General features: G+C 61.3%; 27 protein-coding genes. 14 read left to right on the top strand and 13 right to left on the bottom strand.

The window, feature by feature from the left end; all coding sequences use genetic code 11:
• Positions 1–10: 10 nt before the first annotated feature.
• The 7 genes from ACZ5Y5_RS08925 to ACZ5Y5_RS08895 all read right to left on the bottom strand — a co-directional run bounded on the left by ACZ5Y5_RS08925 (position 11) and on the right by ACZ5Y5_RS08895 (position 5,701).
• Positions 11–1,792 (bottom strand): asparagine synthase-related protein, encoded by a 1,782-nt coding sequence (locus tag ACZ5Y5_RS08925; protein WP_464808297.1) that lies wholly within the window; start codon positions 1,790–1,792, stop codon positions 11–13.
• Positions 1,792–2,445 (bottom strand): lasso peptide biosynthesis B2 protein, encoded by a 654-nt coding sequence (locus ACZ5Y5_RS08920; RefSeq protein ID WP_464808296.1) that lies wholly within the window; start codon positions 2,443–2,445, stop codon positions 1,792–1,794. The genes ACZ5Y5_RS08925 and ACZ5Y5_RS08920 overlap by 1 nt, the downstream gene beginning before the upstream one ends.
• A 76-nt stretch (positions 2,446–2,521) precedes the next feature.
• Positions 2,522–2,641 (bottom strand): benenodin family lasso peptide, encoded by a 120-nt coding sequence (locus ACZ5Y5_RS08915; RefSeq protein WP_464808295.1) that lies wholly within the window; start codon positions 2,639–2,641, stop codon positions 2,522–2,524.
• A 154-nt stretch (positions 2,642–2,795) separates the two neighbouring features.
• Complete coding sequence (locus tag ACZ5Y5_RS08910) at positions 2,796–3,398, bottom strand: GntR family transcriptional regulator (protein WP_464808294.1); 603 nt, start codon at positions 3,396–3,398, stop codon at positions 2,796–2,798.
• A gap of 5 nt (positions 3,399–3,403) precedes the next feature.
• A complete protein-coding gene (locus tag ACZ5Y5_RS08905; protein WP_464808293.1) occupies positions 3,404–4,270 on the bottom strand; it encodes a phytanoyl-CoA dioxygenase family protein in 867 nt (288 codons plus the stop codon).
• Between the two features lie 12 nt (positions 4,271–4,282).
• Positions 4,283–4,882: an acyl-homoserine-lactone synthase gene (locus ACZ5Y5_RS08900; RefSeq protein ID WP_464808292.1), complete on the bottom strand. Its 600-nt coding sequence runs from the start codon at positions 4,880–4,882 to the stop codon at positions 4,283–4,285.
• An 81-nt stretch (positions 4,883–4,963) separates the two neighbouring features.
• On the bottom strand, positions 4,964–5,701 hold the full coding sequence (locus tag ACZ5Y5_RS08895) for a LuxR family transcriptional regulator (RefSeq protein WP_464808291.1): 738 nt from the start codon (positions 5,699–5,701) through the stop codon (positions 4,964–4,966).
• Positions 5,702–5,940: 239 nt separating this feature from the next.
• Here ACZ5Y5_RS08895 and ACZ5Y5_RS08890 point away from each other — a divergent pair, with 239 nt between their 5' ends.
• The 5 genes from ACZ5Y5_RS08890 to ACZ5Y5_RS08870 all read left to right on the top strand — a co-directional run bounded on the left by ACZ5Y5_RS08890 (position 5,941) and on the right by ACZ5Y5_RS08870 (position 8,475).
• The gene (locus ACZ5Y5_RS08890) at positions 5,941–6,141 is read left to right on the top strand and encodes a transcriptional regulator domain-containing protein (protein ID WP_464808290.1); all 201 of its coding nucleotides are present in this window, start codon (positions 5,941–5,943) and stop codon (positions 6,139–6,141) included.
• Complete coding sequence (locus tag ACZ5Y5_RS08885) at positions 6,110–6,727, top strand: DUF2285 domain-containing protein (RefSeq protein WP_464808289.1); 618 nt, start codon at positions 6,110–6,112, stop codon at positions 6,725–6,727. The genes ACZ5Y5_RS08890 and ACZ5Y5_RS08885 overlap by 32 nt, the downstream gene beginning before the upstream one ends.
• Before the next feature lie 329 nt (positions 6,728–7,056).
• Positions 7,057–7,281 carry a helix-turn-helix transcriptional regulator gene (locus ACZ5Y5_RS08880; RefSeq protein ID WP_464808288.1) on the top strand — a complete coding sequence of 75 codons (225 nt, stop codon included), beginning with the start codon at positions 7,057–7,059 and terminating at the stop codon, positions 7,279–7,281.
• The gene (locus tag ACZ5Y5_RS08875; protein ID WP_464808287.1) at positions 7,274–7,858 is read left to right on the top strand and encodes a S26 family signal peptidase; all 585 of its coding nucleotides are present in this window, start codon (positions 7,274–7,276) and stop codon (positions 7,856–7,858) included. Before ACZ5Y5_RS08880 ends, ACZ5Y5_RS08875 begins: the two co-directional genes overlap by 8 nt.
• Positions 7,846–8,475, top strand: a complete 630-nt coding sequence (locus ACZ5Y5_RS08870; protein ID WP_464808286.1) for a lytic transglycosylase domain-containing protein — start codon at positions 7,846–7,848, stop codon at positions 8,473–8,475. Before ACZ5Y5_RS08875 ends, ACZ5Y5_RS08870 begins: the two co-directional genes overlap by 13 nt.
• A 321-nt stretch (positions 8,476–8,796) precedes the next feature.
• Here ACZ5Y5_RS08870 and ACZ5Y5_RS08865 read toward each other — a convergent pair whose 3' ends face one another.
• Positions 8,797–9,474, bottom strand: coding sequence for a choice-of-anchor E domain-containing protein (locus ACZ5Y5_RS08865; protein ID WP_464808285.1), 678 nt, complete (start codon positions 9,472–9,474; stop codon positions 8,797–8,799).
• Positions 9,475–9,816: 342 nt separating this feature from the next.
• On the opposite strand from ACZ5Y5_RS08865, the gene ACZ5Y5_RS08860 reads away from it, so the two are divergent.
• Entirely contained in the window at positions 9,817–10,710 is an 894-nt protein-coding gene (locus tag ACZ5Y5_RS08860; protein WP_464808284.1) for a UTP--glucose-1-phosphate uridylyltransferase, read from the top strand.
• A gap of 676 nt (positions 10,711–11,386) precedes the next feature.
• Here the strand turns inward: ACZ5Y5_RS08860 and prsR are convergent.
• Entirely contained in the window at positions 11,387–12,748 is a 1,362-nt protein-coding gene (gene prsR / locus ACZ5Y5_RS08855) for a PEP-CTERM-box response regulator transcription factor (RefSeq protein ID WP_464808283.1), read from the bottom strand.
• A 2-nt stretch (positions 12,749–12,750) separates the two neighbouring features.
• Positions 12,751–14,880: an XrtA/PEP-CTERM system histidine kinase PrsK gene (gene prsK, locus ACZ5Y5_RS08850; RefSeq protein WP_464808282.1), complete on the bottom strand. Its 2,130-nt coding sequence runs from the start codon at positions 14,878–14,880 to the stop codon at positions 12,751–12,753.
• A gap of 160 nt (positions 14,881–15,040) precedes the next feature.
• Here prsK and ACZ5Y5_RS08845 point away from each other — a divergent pair, with 160 nt between their 5' ends.
• Positions 15,041–15,664, top strand: coding sequence for a PEPxxWA-CTERM sorting domain-containing protein (locus ACZ5Y5_RS08845; protein ID WP_464808281.1), 624 nt, complete (start codon positions 15,041–15,043; stop codon positions 15,662–15,664).
• 246 nt (positions 15,665–15,910) lie between these two features.
• Here the strand turns inward: ACZ5Y5_RS08845 and ACZ5Y5_RS08840 are convergent, their stop codons facing one another.
• On the bottom strand, positions 15,911–16,168 hold the full coding sequence (locus tag ACZ5Y5_RS08840; protein WP_464808280.1) for a hypothetical protein: 258 nt from the start codon (positions 16,166–16,168) through the stop codon (positions 15,911–15,913).
• Between the two features lie 281 nt (positions 16,169–16,449).
• Between ACZ5Y5_RS08840 and ACZ5Y5_RS08835 the strand changes: the two genes are divergently transcribed.
• Both ACZ5Y5_RS08835 and ACZ5Y5_RS08830 read left to right on the top strand, forming a co-directional pair.
• Entirely contained in the window at positions 16,450–17,307 is an 858-nt protein-coding gene (locus tag ACZ5Y5_RS08835) for a hypothetical protein (RefSeq protein ID WP_464808279.1), read from the top strand.
• Positions 17,308–17,384: 77 nt separating this feature from the next.
• Complete coding sequence (locus tag ACZ5Y5_RS08830) at positions 17,385–17,921, top strand: retropepsin-like aspartic protease family protein (protein WP_464808278.1); 537 nt, start codon at positions 17,385–17,387, stop codon at positions 17,919–17,921.
• Here the strand turns inward: ACZ5Y5_RS08830 and ACZ5Y5_RS08825 are convergent.
• Positions 17,887–18,543, bottom strand: coding sequence for a PEPxxWA-CTERM sorting domain-containing protein (locus ACZ5Y5_RS08825; RefSeq protein ID WP_464808277.1), 657 nt, complete (start codon positions 18,541–18,543; stop codon positions 17,887–17,889). The two genes, ACZ5Y5_RS08830 and ACZ5Y5_RS08825, sit on opposite strands and share 35 nt — an antisense overlap.
• Before the next feature lie 348 nt (positions 18,544–18,891).
• On the opposite strand from ACZ5Y5_RS08825, the gene ACZ5Y5_RS08820 reads away from it, so the two are divergent.
• The 4 genes from ACZ5Y5_RS08820 (at position 18,892) to ACZ5Y5_RS08805 (ending at position 21,706) form a co-directional block, all read left to right on the top strand.
• Positions 18,892–19,128: an XrtV sorting system accessory protein gene (locus tag ACZ5Y5_RS08820; RefSeq protein WP_464808276.1), complete on the top strand. Its 237-nt coding sequence runs from the start codon at positions 18,892–18,894 to the stop codon at positions 19,126–19,128.
• An 87-nt stretch (positions 19,129–19,215) separates the two neighbouring features.
• Entirely contained in the window at positions 19,216–20,109 is an 894-nt protein-coding gene (gene xrtV, locus ACZ5Y5_RS08815) for an exosortase V (protein ID WP_464808275.1), read from the top strand.
• Positions 20,106–20,813, top strand: a complete 708-nt coding sequence (gene epsI / locus ACZ5Y5_RS08810) for an exosortase-associated protein EpsI, V-type (RefSeq protein WP_464808274.1) — start codon at positions 20,106–20,108, stop codon at positions 20,811–20,813. Before xrtV ends, epsI begins: the two co-directional genes overlap by 4 nt.
• Before the next feature lie 62 nt (positions 20,814–20,875).
• On the top strand, positions 20,876–21,706 hold the full coding sequence (locus ACZ5Y5_RS08805; protein WP_464808273.1) for a SurA N-terminal domain-containing protein: 831 nt from the start codon (positions 20,876–20,878) through the stop codon (positions 21,704–21,706).
• Between the two features lie 48 nt (positions 21,707–21,754).
• On the opposite strand, the gene ACZ5Y5_RS08800 is transcribed toward ACZ5Y5_RS08805, so the two are convergent.
• Entirely contained in the window at positions 21,755–23,227 is a 1,473-nt protein-coding gene (locus ACZ5Y5_RS08800; RefSeq protein ID WP_464808272.1) for a tetratricopeptide repeat protein, read from the bottom strand.
• Positions 23,228–23,451: 224 nt separating this feature from the next.
• Here ACZ5Y5_RS08800 and ACZ5Y5_RS08795 point away from each other — a divergent pair, with 224 nt between their 5' ends.
• Entirely contained in the window at positions 23,452–24,030 is a 579-nt protein-coding gene (locus ACZ5Y5_RS08795; protein ID WP_464808271.1) for a polysaccharide biosynthesis/export family protein, read from the top strand.
• Positions 24,031–24,035 lie beyond the last annotated feature (5 nt).

Below are 24,035 nucleotides of genomic sequence, written 5' to 3'. Positions count from 1 at the left end.
TTCTGGCCGATCATTTGGCCGCGACCCTGGCCTTTTCCGGCGGGGAACCCTGTGCGGCAATCCATGCTTCTACATCGGCAAGCGCCATGATGCGGTGATAGTCGGTACCTTGAACCAACTCCTGGCTTGCCAAGGCATGTTCGAGCCGGGGAAGGTCGAGAAGATGAGCGCGCGCCATAGCGCCCTCGAGCAGCAGCGAGCGTATATGGTGTCGATTGGCGGTGAAGATCTCTCCGATATAGCTGTCGGGACTTCCCTTGGCCTTGCGTTCTAGGATCGCAGGCGGGAGCCGTTCACGGAACGCGTCCCGCGCGATGATGCGGTTGATTCCCTCTTTGAACCACCACCAGCTTGGGACCTTGAGACAGGCTTCCGCCACCGGCTGCGAGGCGAGCGGCGAGCGATGACGTACGGGGCTGTGAAGATCATTTCCCTCCGCCCATCCCTGCGCGGCCGTGAGGAGGGCGATGTGCGCGGCTGTTCCGGTTTCTGCGCCTCTTGGAGGCTCAATCCAGGGATGGCGCGGCTGGAGATCCTCGCTCTGGAGAATGTCAGGCGCGAGAAAATTATGCTCGACCTGCCAGCGATAGGCGGGGGAAAAACGGAATGCGCGCGCCCCCGCGCGCCGCAACACCGTCGCCATGCTGACCTGCGCCAGCTCTGCGATCGACCGAGCTGTGGACCAGCATTGCGCGATGCTCCGTCCCCAGAGCAGCGCGTCGGTGACGGGCGCCACCGATCGCAGCGCAAAAAACATATTGTCGCCGCCGCCGCCATCAAGGGTGAGGTCGGCTTCGCTCGCCTCTACGGCCTGGGCGAGACGGCGACAGGTGCCTTGCATGAAGCTGCGGGCAATCGGATTGGGCAGATTGCGCGCCTCAGAACGGAAGATATCGACGGTTGTGACATCCCATTGCGCTTCGATGAGCCGGACGCCCAGGTGCGAGGCCACCGCGCGGGCATAGGCTCGCTCATCGCCGGCAGCCCCGGCGCTTGTCAGATTGAGGCAGGTATAGGGACAGCCATGTGTGCCGAGCGAGGCGGCGAGGATAGAGGAATCAATGCCGCCTGACAGCATGAGGAGGGCGCGTTTTGCCCCGACGGTTGCGGCGCGGATCGCGGTGGATATGGCCTGGCGAACGCAGTCCACTGCATCCTCCTGCTGTTCGACCCATCGATCGCGCCCAGCGTGGTCCCACGGTGTCCAGGTCTGCGTGATAGAGACAGCGCCGCCTGTAACATGGAGGCGCGATCCGCCGCGCAGTTCATGCACATCCTCCAAGCAGGTTCGGGTTGAGGGAATGTCTCGCAGGGCAACGCGCCGTGCGATGGCCCCCCAGTCAAGACCCGCGGGAGACCAGCCGGCAAGTTTCAGCAAGTCGGTGTCGGAAGCGAGCAGCAGTTGCCCGCCCATCCAGCTATAGAAGCAGGGCAGATGTCCAAAGGGCGGACGGATGATGTGAAAGCCCGAGCCTGGCTCGTCCCGCATGAGAAGCAGAAAATTGCCCCAGAGCTCCTGCGACAGCTGCCGCAGCGCCCGGTCCTCGGGCAGATCGGCAAAGTCCGGATGCAGCCGTGCGGGCTCACTTGTTCCTGCGCGAAATGCCTGCCCGATCAGGGCCGCTTTCCCCTTGCCGAGAATCTGTGATGGGGTGCCGTCACTGGCGGCAAGACAGAAATCCCTCTGCTCAACCAAGACCGAGAAACCAGGGAACTGGGCTAACGCGTCGCTGATGCGGACGGGACGATCCTGTCGCCCATCAGGGCGGAGAATGGCGAGGAACTTCTGCATCACTCGATCCAGATGGGTGTGAATGGCTGCACATGTTCAGGCTCGTCTCCGATGACGGTCCCTTCGACTTCCACCCAGCAATGTGCCTGGAACGGATTGAGCTTGATGCCCAGGATCAGGTGAGGCCGGATACCACGCTCGATGAGCCAGGCGGCGAGGGAGAAGGACGTCGCCAGGCACTGGTCGCGCGGCGACAGGATCCTTGCCGATGCACGGAAGGCATGGTGGAGACGGGCGACGACCGCAGGGCGGGCGAGGCCAGGGCGCAGCGCCTGTTTGCGGTTCCCTATCACACGGACATTTTGTGCGAATGGGAGCGAGCGGAGGCGCGCCCGCCACAGGATTTGCCGAAACAAGGCGCTGAGGATATCGGGTGCCGAACCCCGCATCGTCTCGAGCACGAGAGGGGTGGCAGGCCCGGCGCGGGAACAGGGAGTGGGGCGCACCCTCTGGGCTGAAGGCACAAGGATCCCTGCGGCCATGAGCGCGCGCACCGCCTCTCCACCGGGCTCCGCAGTCTCGATCACGGCCGAGAAAGCCTGATCCAGCGCTGGCTTGAGGCCGAAATAGCGGTCCGCCTCGAGATCAAGGAACACAGCGTGGCCTTCTGTGCAGCAGAAACTGAGACCTTCGCGCAGAGCGAAACCCGTCATGGCGCAATCCCCGGCAGCTTAATCGTCAGGCGCAAAAATGGTGGCGCGCAGCCCAGAGGTTGCACGCCACCCTGTGTCAGTCGTTCGAAAGACCGGCCTGGATCTCGTTGAGGCCCACGTCGCCCGTAAAGCCGCCAGGACCTTTTGTCTCGACGCTGATTGCGCCCAGTTCGATCACGTCATCATTGCGTTCCATGATGTGCACTCCTTGGCTTGACTGCAAAAAGCTGCAGCGATCACAACCTAGGAAATGCGGGAGGCTATCTGAAATTGATACGGATCCGACATCGCGAATATAGGGGGAGGGCTCAGACCGGGTTCGAGCGCCGGGCCAGCAGCCAGCCGCATTGTCATTCTTCGCGATAGAGGTGGTGGAGAAGCTTGGCTGTCGTCCGGATGCGGCGGCGATGATAGGCGGAGCAGGCTTGCCGCAAGCCAGGGACATCTCCCCGCCGCGCCAGTTCGGCCAGCGCGCCAATTTCTTTCTCGGCATCGTCCCAAATCTGCTGCTCGCCGAGGCGAGAAGCGAAGAGGCGCGCGTTGATCCGCGTCATCGCCGACCCATGTTCCCGATTTACGGAAGCGGTCGCAATGTCTTGGAGCAGGAAGGTCGCTGCCGCAGCAACATTGTCCTCAGATCTAAGCTGAATGGCTGCAAGCTTGGACAGATGGATGGCCCGGAGGGCGAGCTGGATGATCTCGCCCGACCAGGCATAAAGATCCTTAAGGCCAGGCTCGTCGACGAGCGGAACATGGAACCCTCCGCCGCTGCGGGTCTCAACCAAGCCTTCGCCGACCAGCTGGTTCAGGGCTTCGCGGACCGGCGTGGTGCTGGCGAGGAGGAGGCTGGTGAGTTCGGCAGGCTCCAGGCGAGCGCCGGGCCGATAGCGTTTCGCCATGATCAGCTCCCTGAGCCCCTGGTGAACGCGTTCGGAGGTGGGGCCGGCGCTCACCTGAGCTAGCTTTGCTGCCTGGCATGAGCCTCGACCATCGCCTGCTGTTCAGGACGCAGCGCGTCGATGGCGGCCAGAGGGCGGTTGGGGTCGCCGGTCAGCAGAATTGAGGGGCATTGCCCCTCGAAATTGCCGAGATTGGGGCGATGCTGGCGATAGCCTGCCAGCGCCGCCAGTTCTGGCGAAAAGTTGCGCGCGATGTCTGGGGGATAGGCAAGCCATGCATTTTCATAGGGCTTGAGCCAGCCTAGCGAATAGCCAATGACGACGCCGCGTCGAGGCTTGTCGGTGCGGTTGGCGCCTGCCCCATGAAGGGTCGAGCCGAGAAACAGCAGCGCGTCGCCAGGCGCCATTTCCGCAACCACAGGCTCCCCTGCGCCTTCGTCCAACAGAGCTTGGGGACCATGGCTGCCCGGCCAGAGCCGGGTTGCGCCATTCTCCGCAGTGAAAGGCGTCAGCGGCCACATGACATTGACCAGATATTCAGCCTCTCCCTTGGGTGCCTGCCACATATCCTGATCTCTATGCGGCGCCTGCGCTGGCGCATCTGGGTGGACGGCGATCGCCTGGCCCACATTGAGCTGGATGCAGTCGCACCAGGGGCCAAGAATTTCCTGCACAATGGCGAGGATCGACGAATGTTGAACCAGCGCAGCCGCCTGGCCTGACCGGTGGAGAATGCGGCCGAAGCGCTTTGTCTTCTCGCCATAGAAAGCGCCCGTGCTGAATGGCGTTTGGGCAAAGCGCGGCGCAAGATCGGCGTCGAGTGCGGCTATCACTGTGGGGGGAAGAGCCTGGCGGATGATGCACCAGCCCTCGCTTTTCAGTTGCTCACCTGGCGCAGCGGAATGGATGGGAGTATACGCGGTCATCATCATCCTCCCTCAGGCTGCCAATGGCGCCTGGTCGTAAATGCCTGCCTCTGCGAGCCGCGCCAGGGTGTCGCCAGCGATTTCGATTTCCAAGGCGATCAGCATGGAGCGATCAAGCAGCCGCGGCGGCCCCAGCGGGCGGCACTGCCAGCCGAAGGCGAGGATCTGCTCATACCAGCTGAGTTCGGCGACAGCGACATAGCGGCCGATCCTGTTTTCCAGGGCATGCTCGGCAAGTGCCGTCACGAGGCGATTGCGGACCATCCGCCGTTCCGCCGCCCGGAGATTGCGATCGAGGCAGAAGCGCGTGATCTCGAAGATGTCGGCCCCTTGGGGTGGCGCCTCGTCGCACAGCGCGGCGTAGAAGCTTGCCAAAATGTGCGGCCTTGTCGTGGGCAGCAGCCGCGCGGACGCAAGATGGCTGCCGTCCCGCTCGGACAGGATGACATAGCGCGCATGCTCGTCATCGAACTGATCGACCTCGAACCGCTTGTCGAGTACCGGAACATTCCATTTGAGAAGATCGACGAACACAGACTTGCGCGCCGAGAACATGGCACGCAGCACCGCATTGGGGACGGGACGGAACGGCTCTTTGACAATGTGCAACATGGGGTTCGCTCCCTGGGTCGTGAGCGATCGAGGGTGCGCAACCGCGGCGAGTCGCGGGAATCACCAGAAATGGGGATTTCGTCAGGGAAAGAGATCGCTGATCGTGAGGGTTCCATCGTCCAGCATCGGGCCGATGAGCGCGATCCGCTTGTTGACCTGGTAGCGAGCGCAGGCCCCTTTGACATGGCTCGTCGCCGTTTCCTTGCTGATACCCAATATCTGGCTGATCTCCCAGTCGCCCTTGCCGCGCGCTGCCCAGCGCACGCAGTCGCGCTGCCGATCGGTGATCGTCACCGTGCCGGTCGAAGCGGACTTCACCGATATGAGCTGCCGCGCCATGTGAAAGGCATAGGAGCCTACCAGTTGCGCGACGAAGAGCATGTCCTGCCGCAGGGGGACGTTGCTCGCATTGGCGAAGGTGCAGGAGCCTGGCGGTTCTCCCCTTACCCCGGCCGGCACGGTAAATCCGTCGCCGATTCCCGCCTTGCGGCCGCGCAGCAATTGCTCCTTGTCCCTGCGGCTCATGGGGACCAAGCTTGGAATAGACGCCCATTGGAAGCCCCAGCTAGTCCGGTCGCACGCGCGGTGCACAGGATCGGAGAGACTGAGCCTGTCCGCCGCGTAGATGTCGGCCCAGGGCTCGGGATAATTGTGAATGTGGATAGCTTGTCGTCCAGGATCGGCGACATGCTGCGTCAGCGCGAAATATTGAAAGCCAAGCGCCTGGGTGATGTCCGTCATGATCTCGGCGATATCGGCCGGCGTCGCTGCCTTGTTGATGCAGTGGTAGAACTGCATCGCCTCGTGAAGCATGCCCATCTGCACGCTCTCCGGCTACGGGCGGCATCTCAAGCTGCCGTCAGTCCCCCAGCCGACCTTTCCCTTTGGCTGTTGCCAGCCGGCGGTTCCTCACGCCGCCTGCAGGCAGATTGTGTCAGCCTCTTGTCCTATCATGCTTTTTCGCGATTCGGCATAGGACGGCTGTGTCTGAGCATTGCGTGGAGAGGCGGGGCGGAATGCACGCTCAGCCGCGCTTCGCGCCAGATGGCCGGCAATGCATGACTGCCGCAGATCGCGCTCCTTTTCGAGAGGACTGGCGGGATCCTGCCGCCTATGCCGCGCTGTGCCGCATCGACCGGGCCGGACTGATGTGGGAATGGCTGCGAAGAAATTCGGATTATGTCGCCTGGCATGCCAAGGCAAGCCAGGTCACCTGCGGCTTGGCCGATGCTTCCAATTGGGGGTTGCACTTTCGCTGAAAGTCCCGCCCTCCCGGCAACGGAGGCGCAGATCATCTGGCATGCCGATTGGGATCCCACAGCGCTGCCGGTTTCGGTTGAACGACATTCCGTACCCGCCGACGATGGCATCGAGTTGGCGCTGCTCGCGCCCTGGCTGCGCATCGCGACCGATGCTGCAGGGCGGGAATATGCGTCCCTGACGGATGGTCATCGGCATCTCAGGCTCGATATCATCGGCGGCAGCCTGGGCGGTTCCTCGGGGGCGGTGCTGCTCCGCTATGACATCTGGGGCGCCGCTGCGGCGCGCCGCCGCTTGCGCACCCTGGAACGATTTCTCGACCTTGTGCGGACCGGGCGGTTTCGCGCGGCCCTTTATCCGGCGGACCCCGCGATTTCAAAGGGCCTGCTCCTGTTGCGAGTTCAGGATGCGCGCGCCGCAGGGGCGAGCCAGCGCGAGATCGCTACCCACCTTTTTGGCGCAGATGCCGTTCGGTCCGGATGGGAGGGCCACTCCGACTATCTACGCCAGCGGGTCCGCCGATTGGTGAAGGCCGCCCGGACAATGGCAAGCGGGGGCTATCGTCTGCTCCTGCGGCGGCATTAGCCTGAGCCTGCGCTTGTTCTTGGCGCACCGCCCCCACCAAACACAAAAATTGTAGGGGAAGCAGCCTGCCTGGCGTCTTCTCAAAGTCTCGGCATCGGGCGCTATGAGCGACGTCCGAAGCCAGCGGGGCGCCTGGCCTGGGCGCCAGTGCCAAGGTTTTTCATCGCCCGGTACAACAAGCGCGACCGCGATCAGGCTGGAGGGAACGCTTACAGCGGGTCGCAATTCGCCCCCATTGATTTCCGACCGTGTCGGACATGCCTCATGCGATCCAGACTGCGCGTCCCATCCCGGCGCAGCAGGCGCTGGAAATTCATAGGATTGACAGCATGGACGACACCGCACTGCGGGCGCAGTTCGCACGCAAAACCTGTCCCTTCCTTACTGCCAAGCAGGCCGCCTTTCACCTCGGGCTGGCCTACTCGACGCTGAAGCGCCTGCGCCGGACGGGTGGGGGACCCAGGTGTCGGCTGCACGGCCGCACATGGCGCTATCACATCGACGATATCGAAAGATGGTCGGTGGGCCGCACGCGTGGAGGCGGCCATGATTAAGGCGGCAGCTCACCACCGCCCTTTGCCTCTGTTCGCTTGGCTCGAAGTCCGCAGCGCGGAGCGTGCCCGTCGCAGACGGTTGCAGCGGCGCGCCGCCCTGGTGGGCGTAGGCATTGCCGGGCTGGGCGTCACGATTGTTTTTCCGCCAGCACCCCGACTGATCTGGAATGCGAGCGCTAGCGCGCCGGTTGGCCTCTATCTGGTGTCGCCAGGCGTTGCGCCAATGCGCGGCGAAATGGCGGTTGCCTGGCCGCCGGCCCGGGCCCGGAGCTTGGCGGCACGCCGCCGCTACCTGCCCTCCAACGTGCCGCTGGTAAAGCGTGTTGCCGCCGCAAGGGGCGACAGGATCTGCGCGGCCGATCGCACCATCACCGTGAACGGGAGGCCGGTCGCGCTGCGGCGCGCGGCCGATGCTGCGGGCCGGCCGCTCCCTGCCTGGCGGGGTTGTGTCCGCCTTGACGATCGCGCGCTATTGCTGCTCATGTCGGCGTCCGAAAGCTCGTTCGACGGGCGCTATTTCGGGCCGACACAGGCACGCGATGTCATTGGCAGAGCGTTTCCGCTGTGGCTGCGCTGAGGGCATTTCCGCTTCTCGCCTCCCTCCTGGTCGCCTCGCCTGCCGCCGCCAACATAGCGGCTGCCGATCCGGTGTCACGATGGAGCGCCGAAGTCACCGAGGCCTCGGAACGGTTTGGTGTGCCGGTCGCCTGGATCGAGCAAGTGATGCGTGCGGAAAGCGGCGGCATGACCAGGTTGCGCGGACGTCCGATCACTTCGCGTGCAGGGGCGATGGGCCTGATGCAACTGATGCCGGGAACGTGGCGGGAGATGCGGGCGGCGCTTGGGTTGGGAAGCGATCCGCATCATCCGCGCGAGAACATCCTGGCGGGGACTGCCTATCTGCGCGCAATGTACGATCGCTTTGGCTACCCTGGCCTTTTCGCCGCCTACAATGCCGGACCGGCGCGCTATGCTGCCTCCCTTGCTTCAGGGCGGCCCTTGCCGGGTGAAACTCGTGCCTATGTTGCTGATGTGACGGGAACCTCCTTCAGCTTGCCCGCACATCCCCATGCGCAACCGCCGCAAGCGCTGTTTGTGGCGCTCCGATGGGCTGACGGCGCTGGCGACGCGTTTCATCTGCAAGACCCGGAGCGGACTCCGGACAGGCTCTTCGCCTTTTGCGCACGCCGCTAATGGCGCGTGCAGCGCCTACGTAGAGGAATCTTGATTCGGGAGCAGCAGGACCTGAATGGGAAGTTGCTGGGCAATCATCGAATTCGACAATCGGTCGCTCGCTATGCGGAGCAGATTAGAGCTTCCCAACTGCCAGGTGACATCGTCGTCGGCAGATGCGGCTCCTATGCGAAGGAAGCTTTCAGCTTCTGAGCCAGTCAGTGGCTCCTGCTGCGTCGGCTGCGGAAAGTCGGGCGCAGCCCTCGGGACCGCGCCGTCCCTGCAAAGAGTAAGGCCGCCGCTCGTTGCGAAGCGGCGGCCCTTCTTCCTGTGAAGGAATGCTTATGCGAACTTAAGTTCGGTCTTGTGGCGCCGACGATGGCGAGCAGCGAAGCCAATCATGCCGAAGCCCAGAAGCATCATGCCCCAAGTTGCAGGTTCGGGGACTGCGGGTATCGACGCCTCAGTATAGTTGTACGTGAGAGTGTAGGTCCCGCCGAAAAGCCAGCTCAAGTTAGAAAGGGACGAATTTGCGGTGGGAGAGAATGTCAAAGACCGAGAAATGTTGTTGAAGCTCAGGTCGACCGATCCACTGCCTTGGAAGGGAGCGAAACCGCTGGTGAGCTCTTGCTGGACGCCCGACGCGGACGCCGTCAAAGTTGGGAAGGGCTGTGAAGCTCTGCGTGCGACGGTGAGCGTCGTGCTTGGCGCAGAAAGAGTTTCGAAGATGTTGAAACCACTCGCTGTCGCGGTGGCGGTTCCGCCCGGAGTGAGCAGGTAGTCATGTGATGCGCCGGAGCCATTGTTGAGCGTTCCGGAAACCGACAAATTCGAGGAGAATAGCAGCGTGATGCTGTCCAAGATGCCCAACGAAGTGTCGAACTGATTTACCGAAACAGTTGCGTTGGTGCCATTCGGCGCTGCCGAGAAGGTGTTGGACTGAATGATTTGAGCGGCGTTTGCATTCACCGACGTCACCGTCGCGGTGAAGGCTGCAGCGAGCATTAGCAGTTTCTTCATTACATTGCCCCATCAGACAGAATTGTCTGCTATCTGGGTAGAAGCAACGACCGTGCCAAGTGCGGATTTCCGCCATTTTTCCTTGTGCTCAACGGCGGAAGTGTAATGCCTGTTGACGCCTGGTTCTTGGACAAGCCTGTGTCGCAGGTTGGCGTTTCTTTGAGACGAGGTGTCGTCGAGGTCGCTAGGTCAGAACTTTGGTTCGGCAGCACCGGTTCCAGCTGCTTCAGACATGCGAACGGCTCAGGCAAGCTCGGTCGAATTTTATAAAGTGAGATGTTCGAAACGGCGTTAGTCTGATGCAGACACTCATATTAACGTATTTGGGAGAAGGGGGAGTTGATGAAGCCGATACGCAAAGCCGTGTTCCCTGTTGCAGGTCTCGGTACGCGCTTTCTGCCCGCAACCAAGTCCGTTCCCAAGGAATTGCTGCCGGTCGTCGATCGCCCGCTGATCCAATATGCCGTCGATGAGGCGCGCGAGGCGGGCATCGAGCAGATGATCTTCATCACCGGTCGCGGCAAGGGCGCGATCGAGGATTATTTCGACATGGCCTTCGAGGCCGAAGCGACGCAGCGCGAACGCGGCAAGGACCTGTCCGCCCTGGATGGCACAAGATTGGCGCCCGGCAACGCCGTCTTCCTGCGTCAGCAGGAGCCGCTGGGCCTTGGCCACGCCGTGTGGTGCGCCCGCGAAATCGTGGGCGACGAACCCTTCGCTATCCTGTTGCCCGACGAATTCATGAAGGGTGCGCCGGGCAGGGGATGCCTCAAGCAGATGGTGGACGCTTATAATCAGGTAGGCGGCAATCTGGTCTGCGCGCTCGAAGTGGCGATGTCCGAAACTCCCAGCTACGGCGTGATCGATCCGGGCAAGCGAGACGGCGCGCTGACCGAAGTAAAGGGCCTGGTTGAAAAGCCTGCTCCGGGCACCGCCCCTTCCAACCTCATCCTGCCCGGCCGCTATATCCTGCAGCCGGAGGTCATGAAAATCCTAGAAACTCAGGAAAAGGGCGCAGGCGGCGAGATCCAGCTGACGGACGCCATGGCGTCGATGATCGGCCAGCAACCCTTCCACGGCGTCACCTTCGACGGCCGCCGCTTCGACTGCGGGTCGAAGGCCGGCTATATCGAAGCCAATATCGCGCTTGCTTTCGAGCGGGCTGACATCGGAGATCAGCTCCGTCGCTTCGCGGTTGCGGAGCTGCAATCTTCGAGGCTTGAGCGGGCTGCCTAGCCGTAGAGAGTTGAATAATGGAGTTCTGGAGAATTTCCGCTCCGTTGTGCGGGGGGCGTCGCTTGAGAAGCGATGTCCAACGAAGTTGCAGAACTTGGGGGCAGGTACCCAAGCATCTGGTCCGAGCCGCCGATCGGCGGCTCCACTCTCATGGAGCAATTGTCTCGCATTTCAAATGCGAGACAATTGCTGTGGTGATCTGTTGGGTCGGCAGAATCAATTGATGCCAAACGCGCGCGTCGACGCACGCAGCCGGGAGAGTTCGTCCAGCTCCTGCGGGGCGTCTACTCTGTTTTGTCCGGAGGTGCTTGCTTGGTTGCCGAGGGTGATAGCACCTTAAAAATCTCGCGCTCCTCAGGACCGCCGAACTGGGTGTCCAGGCATTGACCTTGGTTCGATTCTCGCCGCTTTCGATGCTGTGCCAGGCAAAGCGGTGATCGCCTAGCTGTTGGAGGCCGGCACGCGGCAGGTCCTTATAAGCTGACGACCTGGATGGCCGCCCCACCGAGCGGCCATTTCCGCTGCAGCTAGCAATGTTTCGCAAGCGCATCAGTGATTCCCGCAGGGCGGCGGCTAGATCAACGCGAGTTCACAGCTGATTGAGACCAATTTCTCCCACCCTAGTTTCGAAACGCAACTCAGGGGCAAGGCGGTGCGACGGTCGAGGCGACGCGGTTCACTTCTTCGACATGCCATAACTGTTCAGAAGATGGTATAGCATCGGCCGGGAGATGTTGAGCTCGCGCGCTGTGGCAGACATATTGCCGTCATTGTTCGCAAGTGCGGTCGCCAGGGCCGCCCGATCCGCGATTTCCCGGGCAGTCTTTAGATCCTTCATCTCGCCATCGGCGGGTTCATTGAGATCGAGATCGGCGGGCGTAATCAGCGGACCATCTGCCATGATCATCGCGCGCTTCACCCGATTCTCAAGCTCGCGTACATTGCCGGTCCAGGGCCAGTTCCCCAGCGCGGTCAGCGCTGAAGGCGTGAACCCCTTTGCCTGACCCTGCTTTGCGGCTCGGAATTTCCGCTGAAAATGCTTCGCCAGCAGCACGGCGTCGCCGGGGCGTTCCGCAAGCGAGGGAATGCGGATCACCATCTCGGCAAGCCGATAATAGAGATCCTCTCTGAACCGCCCGTCCTGCATGAGCGTGGTGAGGTCCTGATGGGTCGCCGTCACAATCCGGGCATTGATCGGAATGGCTTTGCGACCGCCGATTCGTTCGATCACACGCTCCTGCAGAAAGCGAAGAAGCTTCACCTGCATCGCGTGCGGCACGTCCCCGATCTCGTCAAGGAACAAGGTGCCGCCCTGGGCCATTTCGATCTTCCCAACATTGGTCTTCACAGCGCCAGTGAACGCCCCGCGCTCATGGCCGAAGAGCTCGGCTTCGAGCAGGGTCTCAGGGATGGCCGCGCAGTTGATGGCGACAAAATTCTCGCGCTTGCGCGGGCTTTTGTCGTGGATAGCCCGTGCAAGAAGCTCCTTGCCTGTGCCCGATGCGCCGAGAAGCATCACCGAGGCGTCGGAGGCCGCGACCTTCTCGACAGTGCGCAGGACCGCCAGCATCGCAGGCGCAGCGGTGATGACGCCATCGGCACTCTGGTTGGACGCCTGCTCGGCCAGCTGCCTGTTCTCTTCTTCGAGGCTATGAAGGTGAAAGGCCCTTTTGATGATCAGCTTAAGATCGTTGATCTCGATCGGCTTGGCGTAGAAGTCATAGGCTCCGAGGGCGACCGCCGTCTGCGCGCTTTCGCGTGCTTCATGGCCCGAGGCGACGATCACCTTGGTTGTCGGGCTATGCGCGAGCAGGGCTTCAAGCGTGGCGAATCCCTCGGAGGTGCCATCAGGATCGGGCGGCAGCCCAAGGTCTAGAGTTACAACAGCGGGGCGCTCACTCTTGAGCGCCGAAAGCGCAGCCTCGCGATCGCCCGCGACGAAAACCTCGTATTCGGAGAAGGCCCACTGAAGCTGGCGCCGCAGGTCAGCGTCATCCTCAACGATGAGGAGCTTGGGCTTGATTGCCGGATCAGCCATGGTCATGCCTGCTCTTTGCCGCCTTCCTGGGACAAGGGCAGAGCTATTGTGAAGAGCGATCCTTCACCTTCGGCGCTGTTCACCGTCAATATTCCCCCCATGCTGTTCACCAAAGCCCTGGATTCTGCGGCGCCGATACCAAAGCCGCCCGCCTTTGTTGACACAAAAGGTTTGAACAAATGCTTGCGGATGAATTCGGCTGACATGCCGTGGCCGCGATCGGCGACGCCGATGAAGCCTTTTCCGTCTTGTGCCCGAGATGACAGGTAAATCGGCGATGTGGCGTCGCTCGCCTCAATGGCATTTTGGATCAGATGTTCAAGGGACGTCGCCAATTTCTCTTTATTCGCCACCACCCAGATATCCTCCACTGTGTCGAGCATGACGGGATGCTGGCGCGCTCTCTCTTTCGCTACATCACGCAGCAGCTCATGGACCGGGATAGAGTGCGCCGGCGAAGAGGGGACCGAGCGGTCAGTAGCAAGCCGCGACAGCAAACCATTCATTTTATGAACGGCATTGGAGAGGCTCTCTGCCATATCCGCCTGGAACTGGGGATTGGCACCATGCTCCCGGGCGTTGCTTGCAAGGAGCGAAAGCTGACTGACGACATTCTTCACGTCATGGATGATGAAGGCAAAGCGCCGGTTGAATTCGTCAAACCTGCTCGCCTCCTCCAGTCGCGCCTGATTATGCGAGACCACGATGTGGACGGCTGCCTGGTGGCCGATAAGCTTCAGGAGGTCGAAATCTTCCCAATCAAGCTCTCGCGGTACGATGGGCCTTGACAGGATCACGAGACCGATCAGGGCTTGCGCATGGATGAGCGGCATGGCGACCCACGCCTCGTTACGTAACCAGGTCTCCGCCTGCTGTAAGCCCTCAGATCTCTCCGCGTCGAACTCTGCGGCGGTAAGCACCCGGCCGCTCTGGAGTTGGAAAACAAGATCGTCGGGAAGGTGGAGTTCTTCATCTGCGGGTAGGGGCCCAGCCCAATTCCAGCGCCCGGCGAGATAGTGGGAGTTCGGGTTGTCCGCGAGGAACAGGAGGCCGCCTGTTGCCTCCATAATGTCAGCCGTGGCTTTGACCACCCGTTGTTCGAGGGCCATCGTGTCGCCCGGTTCTCCGGCAATCGTCGAGCTGAACCGCAGCCATTCGCTTCTGTAGTCATAGCGGTGCTGGAACAGGTGTTTGGTGACCATCACCTTGAGCCATGCTCGCGCACGGGCCGAGACAAGCAGATAGGCGCCCATTGCGGTGACCCCGAGACCAGCGCAAAGGGCAGCCATGGTGCCAAAGTCGCTGTCGAGCAGCGCGGCAGTCCTCGCAATGACCGACATCAGGACGAAATAGCCGCCCAGGCTGACGACCGTGAGCGACTGAAATGTCGCCTTCCGCGACAGGGAGATCTGCCAGCTTTCTCTACGGCGGGCGGCCAGCGCGAAGACGGGCAGCAACAGAAGCGATAGCATCGCGCGGCCTACCAGGAGCAGGGGCGTATGGTCATAACCCAGCAGAGTGAGCGTATAGAGATTGACGTCACAGGCCCACAGAATGCCCACAGCTATCAGGATGAGCCGAAATCCCGAATTGTCCGCCGGTGTCGCACGATAGAGATTGTGCGCAAAGATGATGGCCAGCAGGGAAAATCCCAACCTGAAGGCGACCGCCAGGACAATCACCGTGGGGGCGGCGACAAGGCCGCCCGGCCCCAATAATGGTGCGATGGTTGCAAAGGCGGAGAGGAGCAGGAGCAGCCCAAGCGCAATTTCGAACCGCAGGAGCCAGTGATGCTGCCGGCCAGAGGTGGCGAGGCGGGTCGCGACATGAATATAGGCGAGCCAGGCGAAATTGCGGAGCAGTTCGCGAAAGGCGATCAGTTCGAGCCGGTCGATCAGCGCGGCGGCAGCGGCAATCGCCATGCTGAGAAAAGCAAAGGCGAGGAAGTGCGCGCGTCTGTTACCCGGTTCGACAGAATAGCGCCAGACTGCAAGCAGCGAATAGCCAATAGCGACGACCGCCAGAACCCAATAGGTGAAAGATGCCATGGTCAAATGCATAAAGGGCTGGGTTGAGTAGGCAAGAGCAGCCAGTACAGCTTTTTGACGCATCTCTTCTTCCAAGCGCGGCATCTGACCGCCCTTTTTGCGCTGCTTCGTACGGGACCTGCTGGCGCCAAACTGTCAGCCAGCGTTACACTTTGGCGCGCAACTTTCTAGAAAAGCGCAGTTTTCCGCCATTGGCATGGATGTTGCTTTCCATATCGTTGGATATACGCATAAGGGAAAAGCCATGCTGAAATATGTTATTGCCGGACTGGCCGCCATCGCCGCGCCCCACGCTGCCGATGCGGCTGCGCTGCTCACAAGCGCGCAGATCGACAGCGTCGCGTCGGTAACTGGCCCCGCGACGGGCCGCGTGTGGAATACCTCTTCTGCCGATGGCTACTATACCCTGTTTCTGCAGCAGCCCTTTGGCACCACGCTCAATCCGGCGGACCAGGCCGTGGCGGATCCCACGGCGCTTGGAACCAATGCGTTCGTGATCATGGGTGAAGGCTATTCGACGGACCCGCTCTACAAGCTGACGCTCAATTTCGCCGATGGTGCGTCGATTTCGGGCGTGTTCGGAAGCAGCGTAAGCCCTTCGGTCCTCAACCCGACCTCGACGATCGTGAACAACACCCTGTACAAGATGGAGAGCTTCTCCTGGGGTCGCTATCCCTTCTTCAACCTGGTGAGCGCGCACTCGTCCACCCCGGGTGGCGATACGAGCGATTATCTTGGCCAGTTCTCCTTCAGCGCGACCGCTGTGCCGGAGCCGATGAGCTGGGCGCTGATGCTGACGGGCTTCGCGATGATGGGTGGTGCGCTGCGTTCGCGTCGTCGGCGGGCGCTTGCACTGGCTGCCGCGTAAGGATCAGCATCTGAGCCCTTGGACGAGTGCATCCAGAAAACAGCGCGCCGATGCATCATGTTTAGATGCATCGGCGCGCTCTCACGGCAAGGCAGGCTTGATGGTTGAGGCTCCTTCGATTGAAGAGTGCCGATATTGACCCGCCTGAAGGTCAAGGATTGCTTGTAAGGGCGTTGATCCATTGGATGGCTCATCGCGCGCGACATGGACGCGGGGCTGATTATGAACGGCAGAACATTAGGCGCCCTACAACTGGCAATTGCCGTGCGGATTACCGTCTGAGCGGGCTTCGATGCTGATCGCCAGCAACTCAGCCGCGTCCACCACAATATCGTCCCCGTTGTCAGCGGTGCCGAGCAGGAGCAGGGAACGAGGGGTTTTGTTTACGCTGAGTGCGCGGCAGGACACTTTATGCGTCCCGAAGAAAATCGTCACAACTTTGCCATCGGTCGATGAGTCTGCTGCTCGAATGGCCAACACTCTCTGGCTGAAACTGGCCTTCACGCTCAATCCCCACTGCGGCAGATGCCACTATAGCGATAGCCTGAGAATGCTTTCAATATTGTAAAATGGAGTAGCTCTCATGTTCAACACCAAGATGATGGGCGCAGCTTCACCGCCGTTACTTAGTTTGAGCAAAGGCAGCATGGGTCAGTCAGAGAGTATGTCAGGGGCATATGTCGCGGCCGTTGATGTGGCTCGCTTTACTACCGTGAGGAGCTGCCGCGTTCCGTGGTTGCTGCCTCAAACAGGCTTTGATCCCCGAGCGCAACTGGGGGAAATTCATGAATAACGACACTGTTCGCAAGGCGCCGCGTGTCCGACCGGCCGTGTATCTCGCCTGGTCGCTTGTCATATCGCTGACCTTCCTGTGGCAGGCTGCCAGCTATAGCGGCCTGATTGCTCTATCCGCCGAATGGCAGTTCGGTCTTTTTGGCGCTTACCGTCCAGCTTTCACTTTTCTCGTCTTCACAGCATTGCTGACCGGCATCCCCTTGCTCATTGATCAGCGCCTTCGAAAGGCGGCTCCTGCGTTCAGGAGCAACCCCGATTGGGCGTCGAATCGCTATTTCCGCTGGCTGCTAGGTTCGGCCGCCGCCTGCTTTGCCCTTTCCCTCTTCTGCCTGGGCCAGATCGCTTTTCTGCCGGAGGGGAGGGGGCCGGTCCGTCAGGTTGACGCAGCTGATCCGAGTGCCCGCTTTGGCGAGGGCCCGGTTGTCATACACGGGCAGGTCCTTCAGAACCGATCGGCTGCCCTGAAGGAAGACCTGTGGTTTATGAGCCAGGAGCTACGCGTTGCGCCTGTGATTGCTTCGGGCGCCGACGGCGCACCGGTCCGCTTCTGGATCGAACTGCCGAACGAGTCCGATCTGAGCGCAACATCATCCGCGCGGGTCCAGGCAGGAATCCTGCGCAAAAATGCGCTGCCTGGCGAGCTGATCCATCTCTATCGGTCAGCAGGTTTCACGGTAGCGCCTGACCATTATCTGCTGTTCCGATCGCCCGCGGCTATGAGCTGGCCCTATCGGCGCGACAGCACCTTCTGGTTCTCGATGGGTCTGCTCCTTCTGCTCGGCGCTGCTGCACAGCGTCTCCATCAACGCCATGCGCGCAGGCGCGCGCGTCGACAGGCCGCGGCATAGACCTGAAACAATCTTAACACGCTATTAGCCACGCCTGCCTACCAGCTATTGGGAGGTTGTCGGCCACAGATGTGGCCATGCACATCGCAACCACCTTTTCGATGATCACAGCCGTTGCGGGCATCGCCTGCGCCTGGGCGGCCGAGCCGGGTGAGACAGGCGCTGGCGCCGCCTGGCCGCCGCCATCGGCCCATGTGGCGCGCGTGACCAGCATGCAATCTGCGCCCGGCAGCGACCAGCTGGGTTCCTCACGTGGCCAGCGGCTCCGCCGGTCCGACGACGGGCTTTTCTATGTCACCGCACGCGTGAATGGCGTTGCTGTCCGGTTCCTGGTCGATACAGGCGCCACGATGGTGGTCCTCACTCCGGCGGACGCTCGGAGGATCGGCATTGCGGCCAATGGCGCAAGCGTGACCCAGCATATGGAAACGGCCGCTGGTTCATCGGAGGTTCGTTCTCTCGTGCTCGGCAGTGTCGAAGTCGCTGGCCGGGATGTCGATCAGGTCGAGGCCGCGATCATCGAGCGCGGCCTTGGCGTGTCGCTGCTTGGCCAGAATCTTCTCTCGCGTCTTGGCCCCATCACGTTGTCGGGCGACGAACTGCACTTCGGTTGAAGGCGGCCAGTGGCTCGCGTAGAGTCCGTTCGCTCCTGCGGCGCAGGGTGCCGCCGATCAGGAAGAAGCCAAGCAATAGCATGACCCAGCTTCCCGGCTCGGGGACGGCCGAAACGGGGTCCGTCGGAGGTTCGGGTTCAGCCGGTGTGGTCGAACCAGACGGCAGGGAACCGGCAACGCCGCCGCTGATGGGCACAAAATTGGGCGCAGCTACGAGACGGCCAGGCGCCGGCTGGTTGATCCCTGTTACCGCCAATGGGTTTGCGCCGGTTTCGCTGCCCAGATCAGGGAAGATCTCGTCGATCAGTGGCACGGCGGGCGGCGTATTCTCAGCCAAGGGATTGCCCGGAGGCGCGGCGAAAGGAAGCCCGGTCGCAGCTGCTACTCCCTCGCCGGTCGACAGCTCGGCGGAGGCGGGGCCGATAACGCTCGAAGACACGCGCCCGGGTGTCGTGCGCGCCACAAATGCCTTGGGGGGAAGCCGATGGCCGTCATCCAGGAACACCGCGCGGACATTGGTCGGTATGGCAGATGCGGCGAACACGGTCAGCCCCAAACCAACCGCAAGGAGCTTCCGCTCACGACGCACCCGGTGCCAGATTGCCAGTTCCGAACTGTTCATGCCGCCGCTTAGCTCGATTCTTAAGAGAAAGCGAGCCTAAGACTAAGAAAAATTGTCTTTTTGCAGCCGTTTACTATGTTTGATGGTAAATACCCGCGACCGGTGCTGCGTTATTGTGTATCGGGCTTGGTGATGTTCTGGGAGCACGCCTTGCGGCAAGCATCAGGCCGGACGCGGTGCCTGTGCCCTTCTGTAAAAAAGGCTTCGAGTTATCCTCAGATGGAGAACCGATATGGGGGAATTAGCTAAATCGCGCCTCATGGCTAGTTAAGGGGGCATTTACGACTGATGGCCATATATCCTATGACCTGCGATGGGCTGGGTGATTCTGTCGGAATTGGGGGCTAAGTGGAGACCGTTTATGACTGGCTGACCCTCGCGATATTTGCGGGGCTGGTCGTGCTGTTTCTTCAGCGGTCCACTGCTGAGGAACCCAGAGACCATCTTTATCAATATGCCCCTCCGGCGCTGGGCTGCGCTATCGCCAATTTTCTGGGCAATAAAGATCTCCATCTGTTCGCGATCGTCACCCTTGTTGCAACGCTCGGCTACAGCTGGGTCGTGCTCAAGCCGCTGCAGCGCTGATCAGGTCTGCAGTATGCGCAGGAGCGGGGCCTTCACGATGAACATCCTCATGACCGTGGATGGTCGCGCGCGCGTTGGGATGTCGGCATGTTGCTGAAGACATCGGATCCACAGCAGCTCGCCTCGCGGTCTCCCGTCGGTGTTCAGTTGAGCCTTTTCTTTGTCATTGCCCTTGCGGCATTCCTTGTGCCGACCATGTTTGATGTTGCCCGGGAGAGCTGGTCGACAGAGCAGGGCGCGCATGGTCCGCTTGTCCTGGCGACAGGATTGTGGCTCATCGCCCGCAGATGGCCGGCCATGCGCGAAGCGGCGAAGCCCGGGCGCCTGTCGCTGTCGGCGGCGCTGCTCGCGCCTATTCTCATCCTCTTCACGCTGGCGCGGATTACCTCGATCATTGAGGTGGAAGGCTTCGCTCTCTACGCCGCGCTTATCCTTGTCGCCTATGCCTGTTTCGGCTGGGCTTCGCTGAGGCAGATTGCATTCCCGCTGGTCTATCTGCTGTTCGTCTTTCCGCCCCCGGACACGTTGTTTGCGGCGCTGACGCAGCCATTGAAGATTGCCATTTCACAATGGTCTGTCGACATATTGCATGCGCTTGGCTACCCAATCGCAGCTTCGGGCGTGACCATTCAGCTTGGTCAGTATCAGATGCTGGTGGCGGCCGCCTGCGCCGGTCTCAACTCGCTGCTGAGCCTCACGGCGCTGGGACTATTCTATTGCTACATCAAGCATCGGAGCAACTGGCGCTATATGCTCCTCATGCTTTGCGCGATCGTGCCGATCGCGATCGCCGCCAATCTGGTGCGCGTGTTGCTGCTCCTGCTCATCACCTATCATTTTGGCGAAGCGGCGGGGCAGGGTTTCTTCCATGACCTGGCAGGCATGACGATGTTTACAGCCGCTTTGCTGGGCATCTTTGCGCTCGACTGGATCGCCACCCCCTTGCGCAAGCGCTGGGCGAAGGATGGAGCGGCTGCATGACTGCCAACAGCAAGGCAAGATTCGCCGCAATCGCCGCTGCGAAGCCAACGCGCCGTGAATTGCTGTTGGGCGGGGGGCTGCTGGCCGCTGCGGCAACGGCCTTGCTCCTCCAGCCTCGCCACCGTCAGGGCACGCTTGGCTCGGCGAAGCTTGAGGATCTTGTGCCTGCCAGACTGGGGCGCTGGACGTTCGAGACAAGCAGCGGCCTTGTGCTGCCGCCCGCCGATCAGCTGCGCGACCGGACCTATCAGCAGCTGCTGACGCGCGTCTATTCGCGCGCTGATGGGGCCGCTGTGATGCTGCTCATCGCCTATGGCGGATCGCAAGGTGGCATGATTCAGGTCCACCGCCCGGAAGTCTGCTATCCTGCGAGCGGTTTCCGGCTAGCGACGGTGGAGGATCAGCGGACAGCCTTGACTTCCGGTCTCGCCATCCCTTCGCGCTACATCGTGGCGGAAGGCGGCCTACGCCGAGAGCAGTTGATCTACTGGACGCGGCTTGGGCAGAGCTTTCCCCGATCATGGTCAGAGCAGAAGCTTGGCGTAATCGAGGAAAATCTGAAAGGAACGATACCGGACGGCGTGCTCGTTCGCATATCCACGGTGAGCCCGGATGATGCACGAGACCTGCTCGGCGGCTTTGCAGCCGATCTGTTTCAGGCTGTCGGCACTCATATGAAGGAAATTCTGGTGGGTCAGCCATGAGCCTGGCCAGGACGATATCAACCATGCCCTCCGCACCGCGCCGGGCTGTTTAGGAAGCGAGCATGTCGAAGAACGCAAAGCTCATTATAAGTGCCGGATTGCTGCTGTTTGCCGCGACTGGTTGTCAGAAGAAGGCCGAAGGTCAGGTCGTCGCTGTGGTCAATGGCGAAGAGATCACGCAGCAGGATCTCAATGCCGAGCTCCAGGGCGCGCAGATCCCGCCTGATGCCGACAAGAAGGCGATCATGGCTCAGCTTTTGCAGCGTGTGATCGACCGCAAGCTGCTGGTGCAGAAGGCGAAGGCGGAAGGGATCGACAAGTCTCCTGTCTATCTGGAGCAGATTCGCCGGGCCGAAGACATGCTTGCCATCAATCTGCTGACGAGCAAGGCCGCGAAGAACATTGCACTCCCCAACACCGGAGAGGTCAGCAAATTCATCAGTACCAATCCGACACTGTTCAACGGGCGCAAAAGCTATGATGTCGATCAGATCATCTTTGCGCCCCCCGGCAACGCCGCCGTGCTGCAGCAGCTCGAACCGGCCCATTCGCTCGATGCCATCGCCGCAACCCTGACGACGGCGAACGTCCAGTTCGCGCGGGTCAAGGGCAAGCTGGATACAGCCATGATCCCGCCCGATGCAGCGAACAAGATCGGCACGCTGCCGGCAGGGGAGCCCTTCATCATGCCTGAGAACGGCCAGCTGGTCGCGCGCGTGATTACCTCGGCGCAAGCGACGCCAACCCCGGTGCAGCAGGCCAATCCGGCTGCAGTTGAACTGCTGCGCCGCCAGGCGATCGCCAAGGTGATGCAGAAGCAACTTACCGATGCTCGCACGTCGGCGAAGATCGACTATCAGGCGGGCTTCGCCCCGGCTCAGCCGAAGAAGTAAGTCGGCGCGGCCGGTATCGCGCTCACATCCCCATCCGCAGCCCTTGGCTCAGGCTGCGGATGGGGAGGGAAGTGTGACCTGATATTGGGACATCAGCTCCCGGGCGCGAGGGCTCACGGGAGCTGCCCGGCCAAAGTCGCGCACGATGGATTGCGCGTCATCTTTTCGTCCGCTGCGAGCGAGGAGGGAGGCGAGGCGGCTTGCCAGACGAACGCTGTCGGGAAGAGCGCGCAGCCCCTCGCGCAAGCTGCTCTCCGCCAGAATATCTTCCTTCTGCTGCAGCAATATGGTGCAGAGAAGTAGGCGCGCGGTCGGGTTGAGCGGATTGTCCGCCACCAGCTTGCGGGCGTCGGCGAGCGCACCCGGAAGCTTTCCTGCAGCAAGGCGTAGCCGGGCGCGCGTCAGCAGGGCAAGCGGTTGCCCCTCATCGCGTTCCAGCACATCCTGTATGATCTTCTGGCCCTCTTCCTTCCTGCCATGAAGGCTGAGAGCATAAGCAAGGCTCGCCAACGCATCCGAATTGGCCGGCGACGGGGTAGCCGAAGCCAGACCACCGTTGAGCAGGGCGATCGCCAGCTGCGGCCGGTTGGTCTCATTGGCATAGCGGGCAAAGGCCGCCTTCATCTCCACCGAAACATTCCTGCCGTCCATGATCTGAGCCGATGAGAGGGCCTTTGGCCCGGCATCGAGCCAGAGCTCGACGATGAGGCTGGAAAGATCCGCGTCATGCGCCCGCTTCTTCATGAGCCGTTCGAGGACGCGGAGGCCTTCATCCGACCGGTTCGTCTGGTAGAGCCAGTCGGCCCAGTCCAGTTGCGCTTGCCGCTCATCTGGGTTCGTCTGGGCGCGCATGCGCATCACCCGTTCATAGGCGCGCTGATCACCGCTTTTCTTATAGATGCGGCGAAGCAAGTCCAGGCGCGCCGCCGGATCTCCCCCTGAGCCAATCGTCGGCTCAATGATCCGGGCGGCAGCCATATCCTCTCCCCTGGAGGCTAAAACCTGGCCTTTGAGGATGAGTGCGTTGAGATCGGCGGGGTTGGCCGCAAGAACCTTCTCGGCAAAGTCGAGCGCGCTGACGCTATCGGCCCGTTGCAGCGCTGCTCCGCCTTTCATGACGAGCGGCATCGGATCGCCCGGATTGAGAAGAAGCAGTTGATCGGCATAATCATCGACCAGATCCGGCCGCTGAACGTTGAGTCCAAGCTGGCATAATTGGCGCAGCGCTTCGATATTGCTGCGGTCCATCTGGTAGACATTCTGGAAAGCGGAGAAGGCGCCGGCATAATCCTGCAGCGCCAGAGAGATGCGCCCTGCCATGAGCCAATAGTCGCTCACATCATCACGTGCCCCAAGAGCAGTCTGGATGCTTTGAAGCGCCGCCTTATACCGCCCTTGCTGATATTCTGTTTCAGCCTGTGCCGCCGCCGCCTGGGCCTGCTGATCCTTTGAACTGCAGCCAGCCAGCGCAGCGGAGAGCAACAGACCCGCGAGTGCAAGCCTGAAGGGCGAAGAAATCATAGGGCAATCCATCCAAACACTTCCGATCGATTCGGTGCCGATCCGAAGCTGGAGCCTTTCCGTCGATCGTTAGACATGACAAGTTCGTTAATCAAACTGTGTATAACTTTGGTACGCCTGTCGATCTTGTATCGCTCAGTTTCTGCTATATAGGCTGAGGCCAGGCATTGAGGGTTATTGGGGGCTTTAACATGCATCGGTGGGCGATCAATTCAGTATTTTGCATGCTGCTCGCCGTGCAAGCGGCCGCTCCCGTTCATGCCCAGACGACTTTGGGGGGACTCTCGGCGGCGCCTAAATTGAAGGCCTACCGGATCAATCCTGGCGACGAGCTGGAAATCTATGTCTGGGGAGAAGAGCGGCTGCAGCGGGCCGTGAAGGTGCTGCCCGACGGGACTTTTTCTTTTCCGCTTGTGGGTCAGATCGATGCGCTCAACAAATTGCCTGCAGACATTGAAGAGGTGATTTCGCGCGGGCTGCGGTCGCAATATCGCGAAGCGGTTCCCCAGGTGACGGTCTCGGTAAGGGCTCCGAGTGGCCTGCAGTTCAGCGTCGCTGGGAAGGTGAAGACGCCCGGGGCGTTCAATGCCGGTCGATATGTCAATGTGCTCGAGGCGCTTACCATGGCCGGCGGGCCGGCCGAGTTCGCGGACGTCGGTAATGTGGCTATCCTGCGGAAATCCGGCGATGGCCTCGTCGTGCTCAAGGTCAGGCTCAGCGATATCATGAAGGCATCGCCCAGTTCGCGTGATCTTGCGGGCCTGCCACAACTGGAAAGCGGCGACACGGTGATCGTTCCGTGAAAGGG

The organism is Sphingobium sp. TomTYG65 (assembly GCF_055395525.1).
This window is presented reverse-complemented; position numbering and strand designations above follow the sequence as displayed.